Genomic DNA, 17,880 nt, shown 5'->3' on the forward strand with positions numbered 1-17,880 from the left:
CGTTACCAAGTTTATTGAAGGTCTTGACTTTAGGGGTTGTAAAGAGCAGAAGGACACATATTTACCTGTGCCAAATAAAAAAGGCTGAGCCAACTTAATGACCCAGCCTGTTAAGACTGATTAGAGATAGCTTGACTTTGTTATTACTTCTTTTTGCGTCTAATGCTCACTCCTGCCAGCCCAGCCAGGCCGGTACCAAAAAGGAGCATGGTGGCAGGTTCAGGAACGGGAGCAGCGGAAACTTGTCCGCTGAAGACGGCTAACCCGTAGTTATTGTTGTTCTTGTTGTTGTTGTTCTGGTTGCCGTTGTTCGTGTTGAAGTTCCAGGCGTTGTTTGAGTTACCGGCGTACTCCGTGCCGGACCAGTACCAGGACGCAATTAAATTGTCAAAATATGGGGATGAATTTAATTCTGCGGTGGTAGTATCACCTCCCTTATCAGGATAACTCTGCATGCCCAACTCATCGTAAAAAAGATGCCCCATCTCCGATGATGTTACGTTGTATCCCCAAGTAGGGGACGCCCCGGCACTCGGCAACCGCCAATCATCATAGGTCACTCCATCTATGGTAAAGGAAAGTCCAGCCGCCCAGGCTACCTGGTTATCCCAAATTGTGGCACCTTTAGTGTAGTCCAGCCAGGTGATGTCGAGATCGGTATCGTAGATTAGTTTCCTCGCTGCTCCAGCATACTCAACAGTACCTGTATTTATGAGCGTGGCACTTGCTACGCCTGCCATCCCGACTACCATCAACCCCATGGCCAAGCCCGCCACTAACTTTTTCTTCATTTTATTCTCCTTTTCTCATCGGTTTTCAGTGAATTACCCCATACGCCCCTGGCAGTTGCCTCCGGCCAAAACGGCATCTCGTCTTTTATGCCACATCATTATCGTCTAAGCAAAATGCATGCCGTTGCCTACCCTTCTCGGATAACTACTGTTTTATTATTTGATTTCAGCTAGTTAGTTAGATAGTTGGTTGGTTGGTTGGTTGGTTGGTTGGTTGAACCATAATTCCGGAATCACCTCCTGTATCCCGGAATATTATTTTTTTGTATCATTATTTCAACATGTTGTGCGAGACCATTTTGACCTCTCCCCAGACATCCAAAACAATTTTCTTATCATCACCATCTATCATCTGTTGTGTCCCATGGACGAACGGTTAGGACCAAAAGTTGATTTTCTTCACATTCTGTATTATTTGTAATATATGTAATACAAAAAAGGAGGATATCATGTTAACCATTCGATTACCAGAAATCACAGAACAGAGACTCACTAAACTTGCTAAGGAAACTCATCGACCAAAAAGTTTTTATGTCCGCGAAGCCATTGAGCGATCCCTTGACGACATCGAAGATATTTACTTGGCGCAAGGCAGGCTTGAGGCTCTTCGTGCTGGGCAAAGCAAGACATTTACGTTAGATGAAGTGGAGAAGGAACTTGGTCTGGAAAATCCTATTTGAAGAGTCAGCCAAGAAAGAACTTCTTGCGTTAGACAGAAAGGCGCAGACCAAAATCGTTCAATATCTACGAAGCAGAATTGCTACAGATCAAGACCCACGCCGTTTTGGTGATCCGTTGCGCAAAGAGTTAGCTGGTCTATGGAAATATCGAATAGGGAACTATCGTGGAAAGTAGATCAGGGCCAGGTCTACACATTTGACAAAGATATAGATTTTAAATGGGTCAGGTTGTTAAGTGTGTAGACCCCATATTTTTCCCCGGGATGGGGTTGGGGGGTGGGTGAAGAAGCTACGAGCTGGAACCATGGCCCCATTTGATCGAGACAACGTAGGGTGCGCTGTGCGCACCAGATTGTGCCAGCCATATGCCAACTTAGAAGCCTGACCCCAACACACCAACACACAGGACATCAAAATCCCCCCTGCCCCCCTTTTCAAAGGGGGGAATCATAATTGTGTTGCGCGAGGCGAATCGCCGCTACAGTAGATCAGATTGTGCCCGCCATAAAAAAGAACGGAAAATGGTGCGGAAGCCACACCCTACCAGGCTCCGGAGTGGGCGCCCGCCTTTGTCGCCAAAATCAAACAGGTAAAGTTCGCGCCCGACTCTTAAAACCACTCAAACAATGGTTATTTCACCCAAGTCTGGGCCCCATCACAAAATAGTATTTACCGAAAAAAATCTCTACTATGCAGGGCAACCCCCCGCTTTATCGCACGACCGCTGGCATGACACAAGTATAATTATTAAATGGCATGCATCCTGCTTATATCTTGAGTAAAGGGGAACTTTTAAAAGATGCAGGAGGCTTCTAATGTTCAACCTACTTGAAATTTTCTTAATCATCGCCGCCGTGGTTATTCTTTGTGTGCCTGTCTTTAAATGGGCGCTTAAAACGATTACCAGTGAACTGGCTCACTTTCAGCTCTTTCGAAGCACACGCTCTCACTAGCACGAGCGGCACAGGCAGTCACCGCAATGATGGAGCAGCTATTTTATTGAATCGTCACTCCTCTTTTTTAAATCTATCAACGCCGCAGGCTTAAGACTCTCTCTCCCATACTTATCTGTAATCGAATCTACGGCTTCATTAAGATTTCTCCGGCAGGCGCCATTGCTTTTTTCTGTAACAAATAAACACGCCTGAACAGGTTTTGATCCGTCCTCAAAATTGGCAGTAGAGATCCCAACCAACCGCACCGGCTTTTTACCCGCCTGGGTCTGACCTAACAACTTTTTACTTTCAACATAAATCCTATGAGAGTCATCCGTTGATTCTTTTAGAGTTGTTGATCTGGTAACCTGCACAAAATCATAATATTTAACCTTGAGCATAACTGTTCGAGCTCGCAATCCATTCCTTCTAAGCCTACGGGCCACCTTAACGCTTATATGCAGCAACTTTTTACCAAGAGTATCCACATCAACAATATCCGACTCAAAGGTGTCCTCATGACCAATTGACTTTACCGCACTTTCAGGAATGACCTCACGATCGTCGATTGCCATAGATGCTCTGTGAAGATGCGTTCCATGCTGGCCGAATTTTTTTTGAAGAATCTCCTGAGACAGTTGAGCCAGGTCGCCAATCGTTTTCACTCCCAGTTTAGCAAGCTCTCCTTGAGTCACCTTTCCAACCCCCCATAGTTTACTTATTGGCAAGGGGGCAAGAAACTCACGCTCTTTGCCAAAAGGAACAATGGTAAGGCCATCGGGTTTGTCCATATCTGAGGCAATCTTGGCAACCAGCTTTGATGATGCGAGTCCGGCGGAAACCGTCAACCCTGTTTGTTGTTTAACAACCTGGCGAATGGTTTGGGCAATATATGAAGCATCACCGAATAATTTTTCCGAGCCCGTCACATCTAAAAAGGCCTCATCAAGCGAAAGTGGCTCGACAAGAGGGGTAAAACCATTGAAGATCCCCATTATCTGCTGAGACACCTCTATATATCGATCCATTCTCGGCCGGACAAACACTCCATGAGGACACCGTTTTTTGGCGATTACGATAGCCAGAGCAGAGTGCACACCATATTTCCTGGCCTCATAGGATGCCGCAGAAACAACCCCGCGATTCGAATCACCACCAACGATAACCGCCTTTCCACGCAGCGCAGGATCATCAAGCATCTCAACGGATGCATAGAAGGCATCCATATCTAAATGTATTATTTTTTTCTGCACCTTTCTCTTCCCATAGTTTACAGGTGTCACAAAACTGACACCTGTCTGAGTTATCAGACATAATTTACCCAGCTATTCGTTATGATCAAGGTAATTATTGCCGCCCAACCGGTTAAAGCTCTTACCCGCCAGCCAAACACTTAATTCACCAAAAAGCAGATATACTCTTTTATTTTCAATACCTTACACAAATTAAATTCACCCAGGCACTACCAAAATCCCCGCGCCTTTTCGTTATCTGGACTAATGGCACAATTTTAGCATTTATAACTTTTCATGAAATGCCGATAAATATGTGTATAGAACTCAAGGAATATAACAATGAATATTGAAAATTTTTCGACTAGTGAAACAACAGAAGACAACTTCAGCTTGAATTCAAGCCTGGGCCTGAACAGCCTTGTTGTTGAACTGGAGCATTACCGCCGGCAATCAGAATGGCTATCACTGGTAAACGAACTTCATGGGAGATTGGCAGGTGCAGTCGATCTGCCATCAATGCTGGAAGCCTTTTCTGTTTGGCTTATGCCTCTTGTTCCACATGAACTTCTGGCTTACAATAACCAGGTACGCGAACGACTCCACTTACTTTGCTCCTGTCATGGCCCTGAACGGGAACGTGCCATGAAAATTGCCAAATCAGCCTTGAACAATGCACCTGCTTGTGAAAACTCCTGCTGTTGGACTGAAGAAGAGTTTTATATCCAGAGTTGGCAACTGGATGCTTTTCGAGGAAGTGGGTTACTCCTGCTCCTGCGAAAGGACAGGCAAATTGGTGAATATGAGTTACAACTTATCGCTAAAGGTCTGAAAATTCTGTGTGAACCACTCCAAAGGGCTCTGGAATACGAAGATCTCTATGAGCAGGCCAGCCGAGATGCTCTGACCGGCCTGGTAAATCGACGGGTATTCGATGAACGTATCGACCCAATCCTGGCCCAGTCAAAACGCCATGGCCATCCTGTCACCCTTGCCTGTATGGATCTCGACAAGTTTAAACACATTAATGACACTTACGGCCATGCTGTTGGGGATTTGGTTCTACAAAAGGTCTCATCAGCCATGGAACGAATGGTGAGAAGTTGTGATGTGCTTGCCAGAATGGGCGGCGATGAGTTCATGCTCATTATGCCCGACACCGATCTGAAATCAGCAAAAATACTGGCCAACAGACTGTGCGAAAAAATCGGTAAAATAAGCATTTCAGCGCTCGATAAAGGCGAAATTGGCATAAGTATCGGACTGGTTGAGTGGAACGCCAAATTCGACAAAAAACTGTGGATTAAAAGGGCAGATGAAGCTCTCTACAAAGCCAAATCAAATGGCCGCTCGAGAGTAAGCACCCTTTAAGTTTTTGATCTACAGAGTTAAGCCCAGCAATATCGTTCAATGAGAGCATAGAGCTTGTCGGGATTAATTGGTTTGGAGATATAGTCGTTCATCCCTTCCTTTAGACAGTTGTCCATATCCTGCTGAAAGGCGTGGGCAGTCATTGCAATAATTGGCAACTGCTTACCGCCAGCCTTATTCTCTAGCTCACGCAACTGACGGGTTGCCTGAAAACCATCTAATTCCGGCATTTGGATATCCATTAACACCAGATCAAAAGCCGCAAAAATATGTCAAGGTTAAACCACCGGAAACACCAGCTTTGAACCTAAAAACCCGAGCCGACAATGAAAATACAAATATTAAATAGTATTGCCAGAGAGGGTCTTGATGTCTTTCCGAGTAGTTACGAAGTTGGCCCGGATATTACGGCACCCGACGGCATCCTGGTTCGCAGTTCACCTGTAGACACCGAACTATTCCCCTCCGCGTATGCCATCTCAAGAGCCGGAGCAGGTGTGAACAACATCACCGTTGACAAGGCAACGCAACAGGGAATTTGCGTCTTTAACACCCCCGGGGCAAACGCCAACGCAGTCGCCGAACTCGTGTTCATAATGCTAGGCGCCTATGCTCGAAACATCCACCTGGGTTTGCGTTTCTTTCAAGACCTTACAGACCTTGACGACGACCACATTGCCAGAGAAGTTGAGCAGAAAAAATCGCAGTTCAAGGGTTTTGAACTGGCAGGGAAAACTTTGGGCGTTATCGGCCTTGGTCAAATCGGTGTACGTGTTGCTAATGGCGGAACGTCCAGAGGGATGCGAGTGCTCGGCTTCGACCCCTATCCGGCCATGGCAAATATTCATGCGCTTTCTCCTGATGTTACCCTGGCTCGCTCTACCCAGGAAATTCTCCGCGAATCCGACATTATTTCACTGCATGTCCCACTTAGCCAAAAGACTGAAGGCCTCGTCAACCAAGCGTTTCTTGAACAGCTGAAAGCAGATGCCGTCCTCATTAATTTTGCCCGTGGCAAAATAGTCGTCGACAGTGATATTATCAAAGCCTTGGACTCCAACAGATTACGATTTCACCTTACAGATTTTCCCAGCAGATTACTTTTAGGCCACCCAAAAGTAATCTGCACGCCCCATCTCGGGGCAAGTACTGAAGAGTCCGAAGAGCACTGCTCTGTTATGGCTGCCACACAGCTTAAAAATTATCTCGAGCTTGGCTCTGTTACCCATAGCGTCAACTTTCCCACGGCAGAATCCATCCCCAAAGACGCTATCGCCTGCCGCCTCATCATGATTAATCAGGACATACCCGGCATGATCGGCTTTGCCACCCAGGTGCTAGGCCGTCATGGCATTAACATTTCCAGTTACATCAACGAAAGCAACGGTCAAATAGGCTATAACATCATCGATTTGGAGAGCCGTCCGTCTGAAGCATTAATTAAAGAAATTGAAAGTAACAAAGACGTTATTCGCACTCGCTCCATATTTTTCTAAAATCCCCACATTCTCACACGGTCAATTAACCAGCACTCAACTTGACATTTTTGAGTCTCACTCTTACCTCTTTTGGTAGTTGTCTGGTTCAAATAGTTTTTAATACAGCGATGAAGCCTAGCTTCAGTGAGGCTCTAAATATTTGGGTCAAGGAGATGCCAATGCAGATTGAAAAATTAACTTTAAAATCCCAGCAAGCCCTACAAACCGCCCAACAACTTGCCGAGCAGAATGGTCAGCAGGAGATTCTCTCTGCCCATTTACTTAAGGCGCTACTGCAACAGCAAGACGGGGTAGTCGTGCCAGTACTGCGCAAAATTGGAACTGACCCGCGTCAGGTAGAAGATGCCCTTGCAGCACATCTGGCAAAACTACCCAAAGTCAGCGGCAGTGGTTTTGGCCAGGTGTATCTTTCAAACTCCTTGAAGAAAACACTGGATAAAGCCTTTACAATAGCAGCCAACATGCAGGATGACTATGTAAGCCAGGAGCATATCTTCATCGCTCTGGTCGATGAAAACTCAGACATCTCAGCACTGCTCAAAACCAATGGCATCTCTAAAGATGGTTTTCTAAAGGCACTGGTCTCCTTCCGAGGCAACCAGCGAGTCACGGATCCGGATCCAGAGGGTAAATATCAAGCTTTGGAGAAATATGGCCGCGATCTGACTGCTCTTGCCAAGCAGGGAAAGCTCGACCCTGTTATCGGCAGAGATGATGAAGTTAGAAGGGTTGTGCAGGTTTTAGCCCGGCGCACAAAAAACAATCCGGTATTGATCGGTGAACCCGGTGTCGGTAAAACTGCTATTGTTGAAGGACTCGCCCAACGTATTGTCATGGGCGATATCCCTGAGACTCTAAGCAATAAACAAGTTGTTGCACTCGACATGGGGGCACTTATTGCCGGTGCTAAGTATCGGGGAGAGTTTGAGGACAGACTCAAGGCGGTACTTAAAGAGGTTCAAAAACGTGAAGGAGAAATCATCCTCTTTATCGACGAAATTCACACCCTCGTCGGTGCAGGTGCTGCTGAAGGCGCCATGGATGCCTCAAATATGCTCAAACCGGCTCTGGCCAGAGGAGAGTTGCATTGTGTTGGCGCAACAACCATAAAGGAGTTTCGAACCATCGAGAAAGACCCTGCCTTAGAGCGCCGTTTCCAACAGGTTCTGGTTGCAGAGCCCTCTGTTGAAGATACCATTGCAATTCTACGGGGCATCAAAGAAAAATATGAAGTACACCATGGAATTCGCATTACTGACTCGGCAACTGTAGCTGCGGCAACACTTTCAAATAGATATATCACAGACAGATTTCTGCCCGACAAAGCAATTGATCTGATCGATGAGGCCAGTTCGAAGCTGCGAATCGAGATAGACTCAATGCCCACAGAGATTGACGAGATTGATCGAAAGCGTATTAAGCTTGAAATCGAACGGGTGGCCTTAAAAAAAGAAAAAGACAGTTCCTCTAAAGAGCGGCTCTCCAAGTTAGACGCGGAACTCGCCGATATCAATGAAAACCTTAACAGCATGAAAGGCCACTGGACTCTCGAAAAAGAGACCATAAAAAAAATTCGCGACATCAAAAGTCGCATTGATGAGGCCCGCATGGAAGAACAGCGCGCTGAACGTATGGGTGAGCTGAGCAAGGTTGCCGAAATTCGATATGGCGTAATCGCTGGACTGGAGAAAGAGCTCACTAACGAGAATGATCAGCTCTCCAACATCCAGCAAGACAAGAAAATGCTCAAAGAGGAAGTTGATGAGGAAGATATCGCCCAAGTTGTCGCGACTTGGACCGGAATTCCCATGGATAGGCTACTGAGCGGCGAAAAAGAAAAGCTTGTCCATGCCGACGAACTCCTAGCCAAAAGGGTCATAGGCCAAAAAACAGCTATTCAGGCAGTTGCCAACGCCGTCCGCCGTTCACGAGCAGGCCTGCAGGATCCGGATCGACCGCTGGGCTCCTTTATTTTTCTTGGTCCGACAGGGGTCGGCAAGACCGAACTGGCTCGAACGTTATCCGAATTTCTGTTCAACACCGAACGAGCCATGATCCGCCTGGATATGTCGGAATTTATGGAAAAACATTCTGTGGCGCGGTTGATTGGTGCTCCCCCGGGCTATGTTGGTTATGACGAAGGTGGCTACCTGACAGAGGCCGTTCGCAGACAGCCTTATTCAGTAATACTCTTTGATGAAATTGAAAAGGCTCACCCTGATGTGTTCAATGTTCTTCTGCAGATTCTTGACGATGGACGCATGACCGACGGCAAAGGAAGAACTGTTATTTTCAAGAATACCATTCTGATTATGACTTCTAATTTAGGTAGTAATCTAATCATGGAAATGGCAGAGGACTCAGAAGAGCTTAAGGCCGCACTCGACAAACTGCTGCATCAACAGTTCAAACCGGAATTCCTCAATCGTATCGATGAGATAATAACGTTCCACGGCCTGAGCAAAGCCGATCTTGCCCAAATCATCGAGATACAGCTTTCGCTCTTGCAAGCTCGTTTGCACGAACAAAATTTTTCTTTAGAGTTAACTGCCGCCGCCAAAGAGTTCCTGATCCAGGCCGGTTATGATCCATCCTTTGGGGCCAGGCCTTTAAAAAGAACAATCCAGCGGCACATTCAGGATCCACTGGCAATGAAGATACTTGAGGGAACATTTTTGGCGGGAGATACGATTATGGCGGACTGCTCTGACTCAAACAAAATTATATTTTCAAAGAAATAAGGCTGACAGTTTTATCTTGAGTCTTGCTTCATATTTCAGGTAAGTCGGGTAATCGTTATCATACCGAGTGGTTGACAATAGCCGTTTTGTGCATACTCTTATACCCACACAGTTAAAGAAAAATATTGAGTTGATGAGTTCCTTCTAATCGCAAATTTTAATTACTGATAAACTAATAGATCGTTCTACGCCCCCTCTATGGGGGCGTTTTTTCATAGCGCTCGCAAATAAAAAGTTCCATGACAGATCAAAACGATATTGAAATACTGGCTGAACAAATTCGCCTTCGCACCGAAAATTTTTTTGGCGTCCATGGCCTCTGCTGTTCGGAAGCTATCATGTACGTCATAAATAAAGGCTTAAGCGGTGGTCTAGATGATGAAACCGTGCTGAAAATCGGCAATGGTTTCTGTGGAGGCATGGGTGGTGGAGAAGGAACCTGTGGCGCTTTAACTGGTGCGGTATCGGTCATGGGCCTCTTCTTAAGCCCCCATTGCAAAAAAGGCCTATCCAAAAAGAAGGCTCGTCTGGCGACCAAAGAGCTCCAAGATAGATTTAAAGAAAAACTTGCTTCAATCAGCTGCAATGATCTCACCCAGGAGTTCTTAAATCAAAGAAAAGCCCGGGTAAAAAATTGCCAAAAAATTACTGGAATCGGAGCTGAGATAAGTGCTACTATTATCCTTAAAAACAGGCCTGACCTCATCGACCAGGCAGACCGTATTTTTTTAGCGAAAAATGATTCAAAACTAAAAGCATTAGCTGGCAAATTTTGTTCTTTGTTGAGCTAGCCAACCAACAACTGTGAAACTTTTACCACTGGAGTCCGCTATGAAATCTATTCATCTCGTTGTGTCTCTCTCCCTCCTTTCATTAATTAGCTCGTCATGTGTTCCGCAAAGCAATACTGGCCAAGGCGGCCTCTATGGAGCCGGTGGTGGCGCTGCTGCCGGAGCAATAATCGGCCAGATTGCCGGAAGAGACACTGAGTCGACATTGATTGGCGCAGCTATAGGTGCCGCCGTTGGCGGCCTCGCTGGTGCAGGAGCGGGAAAAATGATGGATAACCAGGAACGTGATATGCGTGCGGCTCTGGCAAATTCTGAAGCTGCCGCAGTCAAACGGGAGGGAAACCTGCTGGCAATCAGTTTAAAAGGTGATGTCACTTTTGACAGCAATTCAGCCACAGTGCGCCCTGGGCTTTATGCTGAAATTGACCGTATTGCCAATGTCTTGTATCAGTACCCGCAAACTGTCGTGCGCGTTGATGGTCACACCGATAGCCAGGGAGCAGAAGAGTACAATTTAAATCTTTCCCAGCGTCGAGCTGACTCCGTAAAAAACCTGTTAACTCAGAGAGGTCTCCCCGCCAGCAGAGTTGAAACTCTGGCCTTTGGCGAGTCCATGCCAGTTGCCACCAATGAGACTGAAGTCGGACGTCAACTCAACCGCCGGGTAGAAATAAAAATTGCCCCAACCCAGTGATATGACCATCCAGAAAGTTTTATTTCACACCATACACCTTCTGCACTGAGCGAACGCATTCATGTGTGAATTTTGTACAAATCATGGTGATGGCCAGATCTGGTTTAAAGATGCCGCTAACTACAGCAATGATCTAATTGCTGATCTTAAAAGACGCCAGTATGTGCAAAACTTCTTTCAGTCGACAATAGAGGACGGAATTACCACGATTGGCCGCCTGGAAACGTTGTACTCTAAAAAGAGATCACTTCCCCACCGTCTCACCAAACAACTGATTGACCGTGCTAAAAAAGAACATTTTGGTCAGGTTGTTACCATCGAGGATATTCGCCTGATAGTCGGCAAGGCAGCGTCAGTCGTTCGCATGCCCTGCGCCTGCCGCTGGGCTGCCATGAAAAAAGAGGCCCGCTGCTGCTATAGTGTCAGCTACAGTCCTGCTGCCTGGTATCAAGATCTGGACATGGGTTACTTCGGGCATACTCAGGATATGGGGCTTGAGACTATCTCTCCCGATGAAGCGATTTCACAGATGGAAAAATTAGAAGAAGTCGGCGCAGTTCATACAATCTGGACCATGATAACGCCGTTTATTGGTGCTATCTGCAACTGTCAGACCCAAGAGTGTTTAGGACTGCGCACCCTGTCTATCGATGTTGAAACTATGTTTAGAGGGGAAACCGTCGCCAGAGTGGACAACAATCTTTGTACTGGTTGCGGGGCATGCCATGAAGCTTGTCAATTCAAAGCCATCGGCAGCACAGAACGCTCAGGAGAACACAAAGCGACAATCGACGCCGCTGCCTGTTTCGGCTGTGGCCTCTGCCGCCGCGTCTGTCCTGTTGATGCATTAAGCATGGCGCCTCGCTGTGTATCGCCTTGAATCGCTACCATGAATCATGGTATTTAAGGTTCATTTGAGTACGGGTGTAAAGCTTGGCAACAGGTATATCAATTGTCAGCCTTTCACCAGGTTTGACAATCTTTTCACCTACCGTAATCGACTTTCTTTTTGCCACCTAGCCTTGACCTCTGGTTTTAGTTTTTCCATGTCCAGCATTCTTTTGAATAAACTCAATAATAATTTTGGCGATATCTTTGCCGGTAGCTCTTTCAATACCACGAAGACCTGGCGACGAATTTACCTCCATGACCACAGGTCCATGGTTTGATCGCAAAATATCCACACCGCAAACGTTTAATCCCATTATTTTTGCTGCCCGTACTGCTGTTGAGCGTTCCTCTGGGGTTATATTAACTTTCTCGACAGTGCCGCCCCGGTGGATATTTGAACGAAAATCCCCCTCTTTGCCCGTTCGCATCATAGTCGCAATCACCTTACGGCCAACTACAAAACAACGAATATCCTTCGAATCAGCTTCTTTAATAAACTCCTGAACTAAAATATTCGCTCTCATCCCCCGAAATGCCTCAATAACACTTTCAGCGGCGTTCTGAGTTTCGGCCAGCACAACCCCGATTCCCTGAGTGCCTTCCAAAAGTTTTATAACCAGAGGCGCCCCATGAACAACATTAATCAAATCTTTTGTATACCTAGTGGAATGGGCAAAGCCGGTAATCGGCAAACCAATTCCTTTTCGAGCCAGAAGCTGGAGCGAACGAAGCTTATCTCGTGATCGTGTGATTGCAACCGACTCGTTTAAGCTGTAAACTCCCATCATCTCAAACTGACGGACAACAGCAGTACCGTAAAAGGTAATCGAAGCCCCGATTCGTGGGATTATTGCATTAAAGCCTTTAAGAGGCTCGCCCTTGAAATGAATTGAAGGGTTGTGCGAAGTTATATTCATATAACAACGAAGTGGATCAATAACCTTAACCTCATGACCCAGTTCTTTCGCCGCTTCCACCATCCGACTGGTGGAGTATAGCTCTGAGTTTCTTGAGAGTATTGCAATTTTCATCTTTTCATCCTTTTCTTTTTTAGACCATATACGTTTTTAGGTCTTCTCCCTACAAGATACGATAGTCCCGGAGCAACAAGAAACTTTTGCTCCAGAGCTGTACGACCCAAGAGCATACGAAACTGCATAGTATCCCTGTCCGTTAATGTAATTTCCAGCTCAAATTCATGACTACCAATAACCGCTTTCGTTCGGACAACATAACGCATTTCACGATGACCTCCAGAGTCACTCACCAGTCTCTGATCAACAACGTCAGCAACACAGGTCAGCTCAATATCCGATCTCCTCTGCAAAGGATGAATCTTAAAACGGATCTTCCGCTTACCATTTTCAATAAAGGGTTCCAGAAAAAATGCGTGCAGGGCTGAAGTTCGAGCTCCAGTGTCAACTTTGGCCTTTACGGCTGGCACACCTAACTCCGGCAGAACTATCCATTCCCGCCAGCCAACTGTAGTTTTCTCGGAGCTGTTCAGCTTTTGTTCTTTGGTCTTTTTATTCAACAGAGTTCTTTTATACAGAAATCAGAATACAGGAAAGAACCACCAACGAGTTCTATTCAGGGAAGTAAAATCGTTAGCAGTACCGTTAAAAATAGTAGCATGGCCTCGAATGACTCTTGCGTATACCAATGAAAAGTCTCGAGACCATACTTCATGCTCTATTCTTTTTTTTCAGGAAGGAAAGTAATTTGTTACTCAGAGGAAGTCCGTGAGATAAATTGTTTAACACCGCACAGTTCGCAGCAGTACTCCTGCTCCAACTCCTTTTTTTTCCACTGCTCTCTAATATCAAGAACTTTGTACTCTTTTTTGGAGCACTGATCACAAAGTACAACTGTCGATCTATCTTGTTTTTGCCACTTATGCATTTTCACCTCACTCTCGAGCGGCACAACCATTATCAAAGGTAGTGCTCTGTTTAGTAATCACTATATTCGGCACCATACTGACACCTGTTAGCGCGTGCGTGTTTCAATAGGAACATAGTCAACCGGTGCCGACCCGACATAATTGGCTCGTGGTCTGATCAGCCGGTTGTTGCTCCATTGTTCAAGAATATGTGCTGTCCAGCCTACTGTTCTACTTATAGCAAAAATGGGGGTAAACAAATCAACAGGTATGCCCATTGCGTGATACAGTGAGGCCGTATATAAATCAACATTCGGGAAAACTTTAGAATGAGCCAGCATGGTTTTATTGGGCCTGAAACCGGCTTGGTCTTATTTTTTTTCATAACTAACGTCCCTACCACCCTTAGAAGTCTCCTACATAGGCATATCCGTAAAAAGGCCTGAGGTAGATTTTCTGCTTACAGCAAAACTGACCAACCCCTATACTATACTTTTGTAATGAGCGCCATCCGAACACAATAAAACTTTCACTTCACTTACAGTTATAACACGGCGTTTATGGCCAAAACGAACCGCGCCCGTCAGATGAACCTTACTCCGGGCATATCTAGAAAAATCTATATCGGGGTTTTTCGTATCATGTTCAAGGATATATTTATTCTCATCATCGGTTAAAAGGACAAAACGAACCGGATTCCCAGTTGAATCAAAGTCATCTACAGTAATAATTCCTTGTAAACCTATGTTTTTCTGTTCTATGGTAGTCATTTTAAATTCACGCTAAAAAATCAATAAAGTGAATCTCAACTAATTAATTGGCTAATCTGTAGCAAACACACATCTTCTAATAATCGTACTCAAGCCCTTCAAAGTTTTCATCATCATATCTATCCACAACCATTGTCAAAACCAGAGGGTGTCGTTCTTCAAGTATGTATTCAGTGTCACACTCAGAGCAGACCACAACCTCTCCCTTACCAAAATAAAATTCAATTGGAATTTCGCCATAACAGATTTCACAGCGAGCAAATCGAGATTCATTTTCATAAGACCTACTTCTCTTTTCCATGACTAGCGCCTCCTGGCAGTTATTTAGAAACTAAAAAGGAAACTAAAAAGTATGACCAACACCTAACAAGTACTGCTTAGTATTAACTTCACTTCGAGTCACATAACCCATTATATTATAAATCAATTGCGCGGCAGTAAAGGCAGCACCATGCAGTTGCGGGATCGGGGCGAATTCAACGACATCAAACCCTATGCAGATTCTCTCATCGAGGATCTTTTCGATTAGCCATAGTGCCTGATACCAATTCAATCCACCCGGCACCGGCGTTCCTGTCGCCGGCATTAAAGCAGGGTCAAACACGTCAATATCAAAGGTTATAAAAATTTTATCCGGAAAACCAGGGGGCAGCACAAAACCTTCAATGCCCCCTTTAAAGATCTCTTCAGCGTCCAGGTAGGGAATTTTATTGTCTTTGCGAAAGATATGCTCTTCATGGCAATAACTACGTGTTCCGAACTGGAAAAACGGGATGTTTCGCTCATGTATTCGTCTCATCACACATGCGTGACTGTATTGACTTCCCTGATAGCTGTTTCGAAGATCGGCATGGGCATCAAAGTGCACAACACCGTAACTGGCATATCTGTGTTCAAGGCCGAGTATACTGCCAAGGGTGACCGTATGCTCGCCCCCGACAACAACAGGGATTTTCCCATGGGCAACACAGTCACCCACCCGTGCAGCAATACGCTCCATGATTTTAGTTTCAGAGCCGCTGCAGTTCACAGATGGGGCGGTATACAAGCCGAAGCTGGCCGGAATATTTTTCCCGTCAAACAGCTCAAGTTGGCAGGAAGCATCAAGAATAGCCTGTGGTCCAAGTGATGTGCCCTGGCCATACGAAGTCGTTTTCTCGTAGGGGACAGGAATGACGTGAAAAAGGGCCTCCTCAGGGGGCGAAGGTGCGACATCATCACCATGAAAATTCGTTATTGTCGTCATGGCCTACGAAAGCCTGTTCTTAAAATCATCATAACCAAACTCCCTAATCACCTTCAGATCACCATTATTAAAGAGGGCAATCGTCGGCAGTCGAACACCATTAAACGTTGTTGTTTTAACCATACTGTAATGAGCCATATCCGTAAAAACCAGCCGGTCCCCAACAGCAAGAGGCCTATCAAACGAATAATCACCAATTATATCTCCGGCCAGACAACTAATGCCACCTAGACGATAGGTATTTGGCTTTTCTAAAGGCTCTCCTGAACCAATTATATGAGGCCGATAAGGCATTTCCAGAACATCAGGAAGATGCGTTGAAGCAGAGGCATCGAGAATTGCGATGCGTGCTCCGTTGTTAAATATATCGAGCACAGTTGCCACAAAGATACCGGCGTTAAGCGCCACAGCCTCACCCGGCTCCAGGTATACATCCACCTTATATTTATCTCTCAAATCCCTAACAAGGGAGCAGAGATGCTCCACATTGTAATCAGGTCGGGTTATATGATGACCACCGCCCAGATTGATCCAGTCCACTTCATGAAAATAGCGGCCAAATTTATTTTCAACTGCGCGCAAGGTTCGTTCAAGGGCGTACGAATCCTGCTCGCAAAGGGTATGGAAATGAAACCCGGATATGCCGCTAAGGTCAACTCCGGCAATCTCCTCAGCCCGAATACCAAGACGCGACTCGGGACGGCAAGGATCATAGAGGGCTGTTTTTGTTTCAGAGTGCTCAGGATTAAGTCGCAACCCAAACTTAACTTTGCGCACATGCCCCAGACAGACGTCTTTGAATCGCTGCCATTGACCAATGGAGTTAAAAACTAGGTGATCGCTGACCTCCATAATTTCGGCTAAGGTCTTTTCGGTATAGGCAGGTGAAAAGGTATGGACTTCACCGCCAAACTCCTGTCTCCCCAGCAAGGCCTCATCAATCGAACTGGCGCACGTTCCGGCCAGAGTCTTGTTCAAAATCGGAAAGACACTGAACATGGCAAAACCCTTTAAAGCCAAAAGAATTTTCGCTTTGGTTTTTTGCTGCACGTGATCGAGCACTGCCAGGTTACGCTCAAGCGCCTGCTGGTCGACAATAAAACAGGGAGAAGGAACCGTGTTCAAGTCGAAATTGATGGTGTCGTCAGTTACGATCACAAATCTACTCCTGCAAGGTCGCCCTCGTACTCAACCCAAGGCAGGCCATGGATAGTAAGTTTCTCCATAAACGGCTCTGGATCAAACTGCTCCATGTTAAAGACACCCTCTCCTCTCCACTTACCGGTAAGCATCATCATTGCCCCGATCATTGCCGGCACGCCCGTTGTGTACGAAACCGCCTGAGACTTCACCTCTTTATAGCACTGCTCGTGGTCGCAGATATTATAGATATAGTAGCTCTTTGCCTTGCCATCTTTTATGCCCTTGATCAGGCAGCCTATACAGGTTCGCCCCTTTGTGAGCGGCCCGAGGGAACTCGGATCAGGAAGCACTGCCTTTAAGAACTGTAGCGGTATGATCTCCTGCCCCTGGTAGTTGATGGGCTTAATACCCGTCATGCCAATTCCCTGAAGAACATTGAGATGATTGAGGTAGTTATCAGAAAAAGTCATCCAGAAACGGCCCCTTTTGATTTCCGGGATATGTCGGACTAATGATTCCAGCTCTTCATGATACAGAAGATATATTTTCTTAGGGCCAATTCCTTCAGGGAAATCAAAGGTCTGGCAGTGGCTCAGTGGCTCAGTCTCCTTCCAGACACCATTTTCAAAGAACTTGCCGCGTTGGGTAACTTCTCGGATATTAATTTCGGGATTAAAGTTTGTGGCAAATGGCTGACCATGATCACCAGCATTGCAATCAATAATGTCTAAGGTGTGAATCTGGTCAAAATGTTTTTTCTTGGCCCAGGCCGTAAAAACATTTGTCACCCCAGGATCAAAACCACTGCCCAGAAGTGCCATGAGACCTCTATCCTGAAAGCGCTGCTGATAATCCCACTGCCATTTGTAGCAGAATTTCGCCTCATCTGGCGGCTCATAATTTGCCGTATCCAGATAATCCACTCCCGTTTCAAGACAGGCGTCCATAATGTGCAGATCCTGGTATGGCAACGCAACATTAACAACCAGTTGCGGGCCAAACTCTTTTATCAGACTGACCAGTTCAGGGACGTTATCAGCGTCTACCTGCTCGGTGCGTATTGGACTCTTGATCTGGCTGGCAATCTGTTCGCATTTGGAAACAGTGCGGCTTGCCAGGCAGATCTCACTGAAAACCTCTGGCACCTGAGCACATTTATGGGTAACAACTGACCCGACACCGCCTGCACCAATTATTAAAACTCGTGACATGTA

At 45.9% G+C, this 17,880-nt stretch carries 21 protein-coding genes; 9 read left to right on the top strand and 12 right to left on the bottom strand.

What is annotated here, in order from left to right:
- Positions 1-143: 143 nt before the first annotated feature.
- Complete coding sequence (locus HQK80_02525) at positions 144-761, bottom strand: PEP-CTERM sorting domain-containing protein (GenBank protein ID MBF0221095.1); 618 nt, start codon at positions 759-761, stop codon at positions 144-146.
- A 479-nt stretch (positions 762-1,240) separates the two neighbouring features.
- On the opposite strand from HQK80_02525, the gene HQK80_02530 reads away from it, so the two are divergent.
- The 3 genes from HQK80_02530 to HQK80_02540 all read left to right on the top strand — a co-directional run bounded on the left by HQK80_02530 (position 1,241) and on the right by HQK80_02540 (position 2,424).
- Positions 1,241-1,471, top strand: a complete 231-nt coding sequence (locus HQK80_02530; protein ID MBF0221096.1) for a TraY domain-containing protein — start codon at positions 1,241-1,243, stop codon at positions 1,469-1,471.
- Entirely contained in the window at positions 1,449-1,646 is a 198-nt protein-coding gene (locus HQK80_02535) for a type II toxin-antitoxin system RelE/ParE family toxin (GenBank protein MBF0221097.1), read from the top strand. The genes HQK80_02530 and HQK80_02535 overlap by 23 nt, the downstream gene beginning before the upstream one ends.
- A 640-nt stretch (positions 1,647-2,286) precedes the next feature.
- Positions 2,287-2,424 (top strand): hypothetical protein, encoded by a 138-nt coding sequence (locus HQK80_02540; GenBank protein ID MBF0221098.1) that lies wholly within the window; start codon positions 2,287-2,289, stop codon positions 2,422-2,424.
- A gap of 38 nt (positions 2,425-2,462) precedes the next feature.
- Here HQK80_02540 and HQK80_02545 read toward each other — a convergent pair whose 3' ends face one another.
- Positions 2,463-3,632 (bottom strand): DNA polymerase IV, encoded by a 1,170-nt coding sequence (locus tag HQK80_02545; GenBank protein MBF0221099.1) that lies wholly within the window; start codon positions 3,630-3,632, stop codon positions 2,463-2,465.
- A 348-nt stretch (positions 3,633-3,980) separates the two neighbouring features.
- Between HQK80_02545 and HQK80_02550 the strand changes: the two genes are divergently transcribed.
- Positions 3,981-5,009: a GGDEF domain-containing protein gene (locus HQK80_02550; protein MBF0221100.1), complete on the top strand. Its 1,029-nt coding sequence runs from the start codon at positions 3,981-3,983 to the stop codon at positions 5,007-5,009.
- A 17-nt stretch (positions 5,010-5,026) separates the two neighbouring features.
- On the opposite strand, the gene HQK80_02555 is transcribed toward HQK80_02550, so the two are convergent.
- The gene (locus HQK80_02555) at positions 5,027-5,251 is read right to left on the bottom strand and encodes a response regulator (protein MBF0221101.1); all 225 of its coding nucleotides are present in this window, start codon (positions 5,249-5,251) and stop codon (positions 5,027-5,029) included.
- 84 nt (positions 5,252-5,335) lie between these two features.
- Here HQK80_02555 and HQK80_02560 point away from each other — a divergent pair, with 84 nt between their 5' ends.
- From HQK80_02560 to HQK80_02580, 5 genes are all read left to right on the top strand, one after another.
- Positions 5,336-6,505, top strand: coding sequence for a 3-phosphoglycerate dehydrogenase (locus HQK80_02560; protein ID MBF0221102.1), 1,170 nt, complete (start codon positions 5,336-5,338; stop codon positions 6,503-6,505).
- 161 nt (positions 6,506-6,666) lie between these two features.
- On the top strand, positions 6,667-9,249 hold the full coding sequence (gene clpB / locus HQK80_02565; GenBank protein ID MBF0221103.1) for an ATP-dependent chaperone ClpB: 2,583 nt from the start codon (positions 6,667-6,669) through the stop codon (positions 9,247-9,249).
- A gap of 239 nt (positions 9,250-9,488) precedes the next feature.
- Positions 9,489-10,040 carry a C_GCAxxG_C_C family protein gene (locus HQK80_02570; protein MBF0221104.1) on the top strand — a complete coding sequence of 184 codons (552 nt, stop codon included), beginning with the start codon at positions 9,489-9,491 and terminating at the stop codon, positions 10,038-10,040.
- A gap of 40 nt (positions 10,041-10,080) precedes the next feature.
- Positions 10,081-10,734 (top strand): OmpA family protein, encoded by a 654-nt coding sequence (locus HQK80_02575; protein MBF0221105.1) that lies wholly within the window; start codon positions 10,081-10,083, stop codon positions 10,732-10,734.
- Positions 10,735-10,795: 61 nt separating this feature from the next.
- Positions 10,796-11,614 (top strand): 4Fe-4S binding protein, encoded by an 819-nt coding sequence (locus tag HQK80_02580; GenBank protein MBF0221106.1) that lies wholly within the window; start codon positions 10,796-10,798, stop codon positions 11,612-11,614.
- A 136-nt stretch (positions 11,615-11,750) separates the two neighbouring features.
- Here HQK80_02580 and rimK read toward each other — a convergent pair whose 3' ends face one another.
- The 9 genes from rimK to HQK80_02625 all read right to left on the bottom strand — a co-directional run bounded on the left by rimK (position 11,751) and on the right by HQK80_02625 (position 17,877).
- On the bottom strand, positions 11,751-12,656 hold the full coding sequence (gene rimK / locus HQK80_02585; GenBank protein MBF0221107.1) for a 30S ribosomal protein S6--L-glutamate ligase: 906 nt from the start codon (positions 12,654-12,656) through the stop codon (positions 11,751-11,753).
- The gene (locus tag HQK80_02590) at positions 12,653-13,159 is read right to left on the bottom strand and encodes an ATP-dependent zinc protease (GenBank protein ID MBF0221108.1); all 507 of its coding nucleotides are present in this window, start codon (positions 13,157-13,159) and stop codon (positions 12,653-12,655) included. Before HQK80_02590 ends, rimK begins: the two co-directional genes overlap by 4 nt.
- A gap of 191 nt (positions 13,160-13,350) precedes the next feature.
- Positions 13,351-13,527, bottom strand: coding sequence for a hypothetical protein (locus tag HQK80_02595; protein ID MBF0221109.1), 177 nt, complete (start codon positions 13,525-13,527; stop codon positions 13,351-13,353).
- An 87-nt stretch (positions 13,528-13,614) separates the two neighbouring features.
- Positions 13,615-13,848, bottom strand: a complete 234-nt coding sequence (locus HQK80_02600; protein ID MBF0221110.1) for a hypothetical protein — start codon at positions 13,846-13,848, stop codon at positions 13,615-13,617.
- Between the two features lie 141 nt (positions 13,849-13,989).
- Positions 13,990-14,277, bottom strand: coding sequence for a hypothetical protein (locus HQK80_02605; protein ID MBF0221111.1), 288 nt, complete (start codon positions 14,275-14,277; stop codon positions 13,990-13,992).
- 76 nt (positions 14,278-14,353) lie between these two features.
- A complete protein-coding gene (locus HQK80_02610; protein ID MBF0221112.1) occupies positions 14,354-14,578 on the bottom strand; it encodes a hypothetical protein in 225 nt (74 codons plus the stop codon).
- A gap of 42 nt (positions 14,579-14,620) precedes the next feature.
- Positions 14,621-15,523: an agmatinase gene (gene speB, locus HQK80_02615; protein MBF0221113.1), complete on the bottom strand. Its 903-nt coding sequence runs from the start codon at positions 15,521-15,523 to the stop codon at positions 14,621-14,623.
- A gap of 3 nt (positions 15,524-15,526) precedes the next feature.
- Entirely contained in the window at positions 15,527-16,678 is a 1,152-nt protein-coding gene (gene nspC, locus HQK80_02620) for a carboxynorspermidine decarboxylase (protein MBF0221114.1), read from the bottom strand.
- A complete protein-coding gene (locus tag HQK80_02625) occupies positions 16,678-17,877 on the bottom strand; it encodes a saccharopine dehydrogenase family protein (GenBank protein ID MBF0221115.1) in 1,200 nt (399 codons plus the stop codon). Before HQK80_02625 ends, nspC begins: the two co-directional genes overlap by 1 nt.
- Positions 17,878-17,880 lie beyond the last annotated feature (3 nt).

It is taken from the genome of Desulfobulbaceae bacterium (assembly GCA_015231515.1).
In the GTDB taxonomy this organism is placed as follows: Bacteria; Desulfobacterota; Desulfobulbia; order Desulfobulbales; family VMSU01; genus JADGBM01.

Bases quoted from the DNA above. Each gene is read 5' to 3' on its own strand.
- HQK80_02555 (MBF0221101.1), bottom strand. From the start codon at position 5,251: ATGGATATCCAAATGCCGGAATTAGATGGTTTTCAGGCAACCCGTCAG.
- clpB (MBF0221103.1), top strand. From the start codon at position 6,667: ATGCAGATTGAAAAATTAACTTTAAAATCCCAGCAAGCCCTACAAACC.
- HQK80_02600 (MBF0221110.1), bottom strand. From the start codon at position 13,848: ATGCTGGCTCATTCTAAAGTTTTCCCGAATGTTGATTTATATACGGCC.
- HQK80_02530 (MBF0221096.1), top strand. From the start codon at position 1,241: ATGTTAACCATTCGATTACCAGAAATCACAGAACAGAGACTCACTAAA.
- HQK80_02595 (MBF0221109.1), bottom strand. From the start codon at position 13,527: ATGCATAAGTGGCAAAAACAAGATAGATCGACAGTTGTACTTTGTGAT.
- HQK80_02525 (MBF0221095.1), bottom strand. From the start codon at position 761: ATGGGGTTGATGGTAGTCGGGATGGCAGGCGTAGCAAGTGCCACGCTC.
- HQK80_02560 (MBF0221102.1), top strand. From the start codon at position 5,336: ATGAAAATACAAATATTAAATAGTATTGCCAGAGAGGGTCTTGATGTC.
- HQK80_02605 (MBF0221111.1), bottom strand. From the start codon at position 14,277: ATGACTACCATAGAACAGAAAAACATAGGTTTACAAGGAATTATTACT.
- HQK80_02575 (MBF0221105.1), top strand. From the start codon at position 10,081: ATGAAATCTATTCATCTCGTTGTGTCTCTCTCCCTCCTTTCATTAATT.
- HQK80_02545 (MBF0221099.1), bottom strand. From the start codon at position 3,632: ATGGATGCCTTCTATGCATCCGTTGAGATGCTTGATGATCCTGCGCTG.
- speB (MBF0221113.1), bottom strand. From the start codon at position 15,523: ATGACGACAATAACGAATTTTCATGGTGATGATGTCGCACCTTCGCCC.
- rimK (MBF0221107.1), bottom strand. From the start codon at position 12,656: ATGAAAATTGCAATACTCTCAAGAAACTCAGAGCTATACTCCACCAGT.
- HQK80_02550 (MBF0221100.1), top strand. From the start codon at position 3,981: ATGAATATTGAAAATTTTTCGACTAGTGAAACAACAGAAGACAACTTC.
- HQK80_02540 (MBF0221098.1), top strand. From the start codon at position 2,287: ATGTTCAACCTACTTGAAATTTTCTTAATCATCGCCGCCGTGGTTATT.
- HQK80_02610 (MBF0221112.1), bottom strand. From the start codon at position 14,578: ATGGAAAAGAGAAGTAGGTCTTATGAAAATGAATCTCGATTTGCTCGC.
- HQK80_02625 (MBF0221115.1), bottom strand. From the start codon at position 17,877: ATGTCACGAGTTTTAATAATTGGTGCAGGCGGTGTCGGGTCAGTTGTT.
- HQK80_02580 (MBF0221106.1), top strand. From the start codon at position 10,796: ATGTGTGAATTTTGTACAAATCATGGTGATGGCCAGATCTGGTTTAAA.
- HQK80_02570 (MBF0221104.1), top strand. From the start codon at position 9,489: ATGACAGATCAAAACGATATTGAAATACTGGCTGAACAAATTCGCCTT.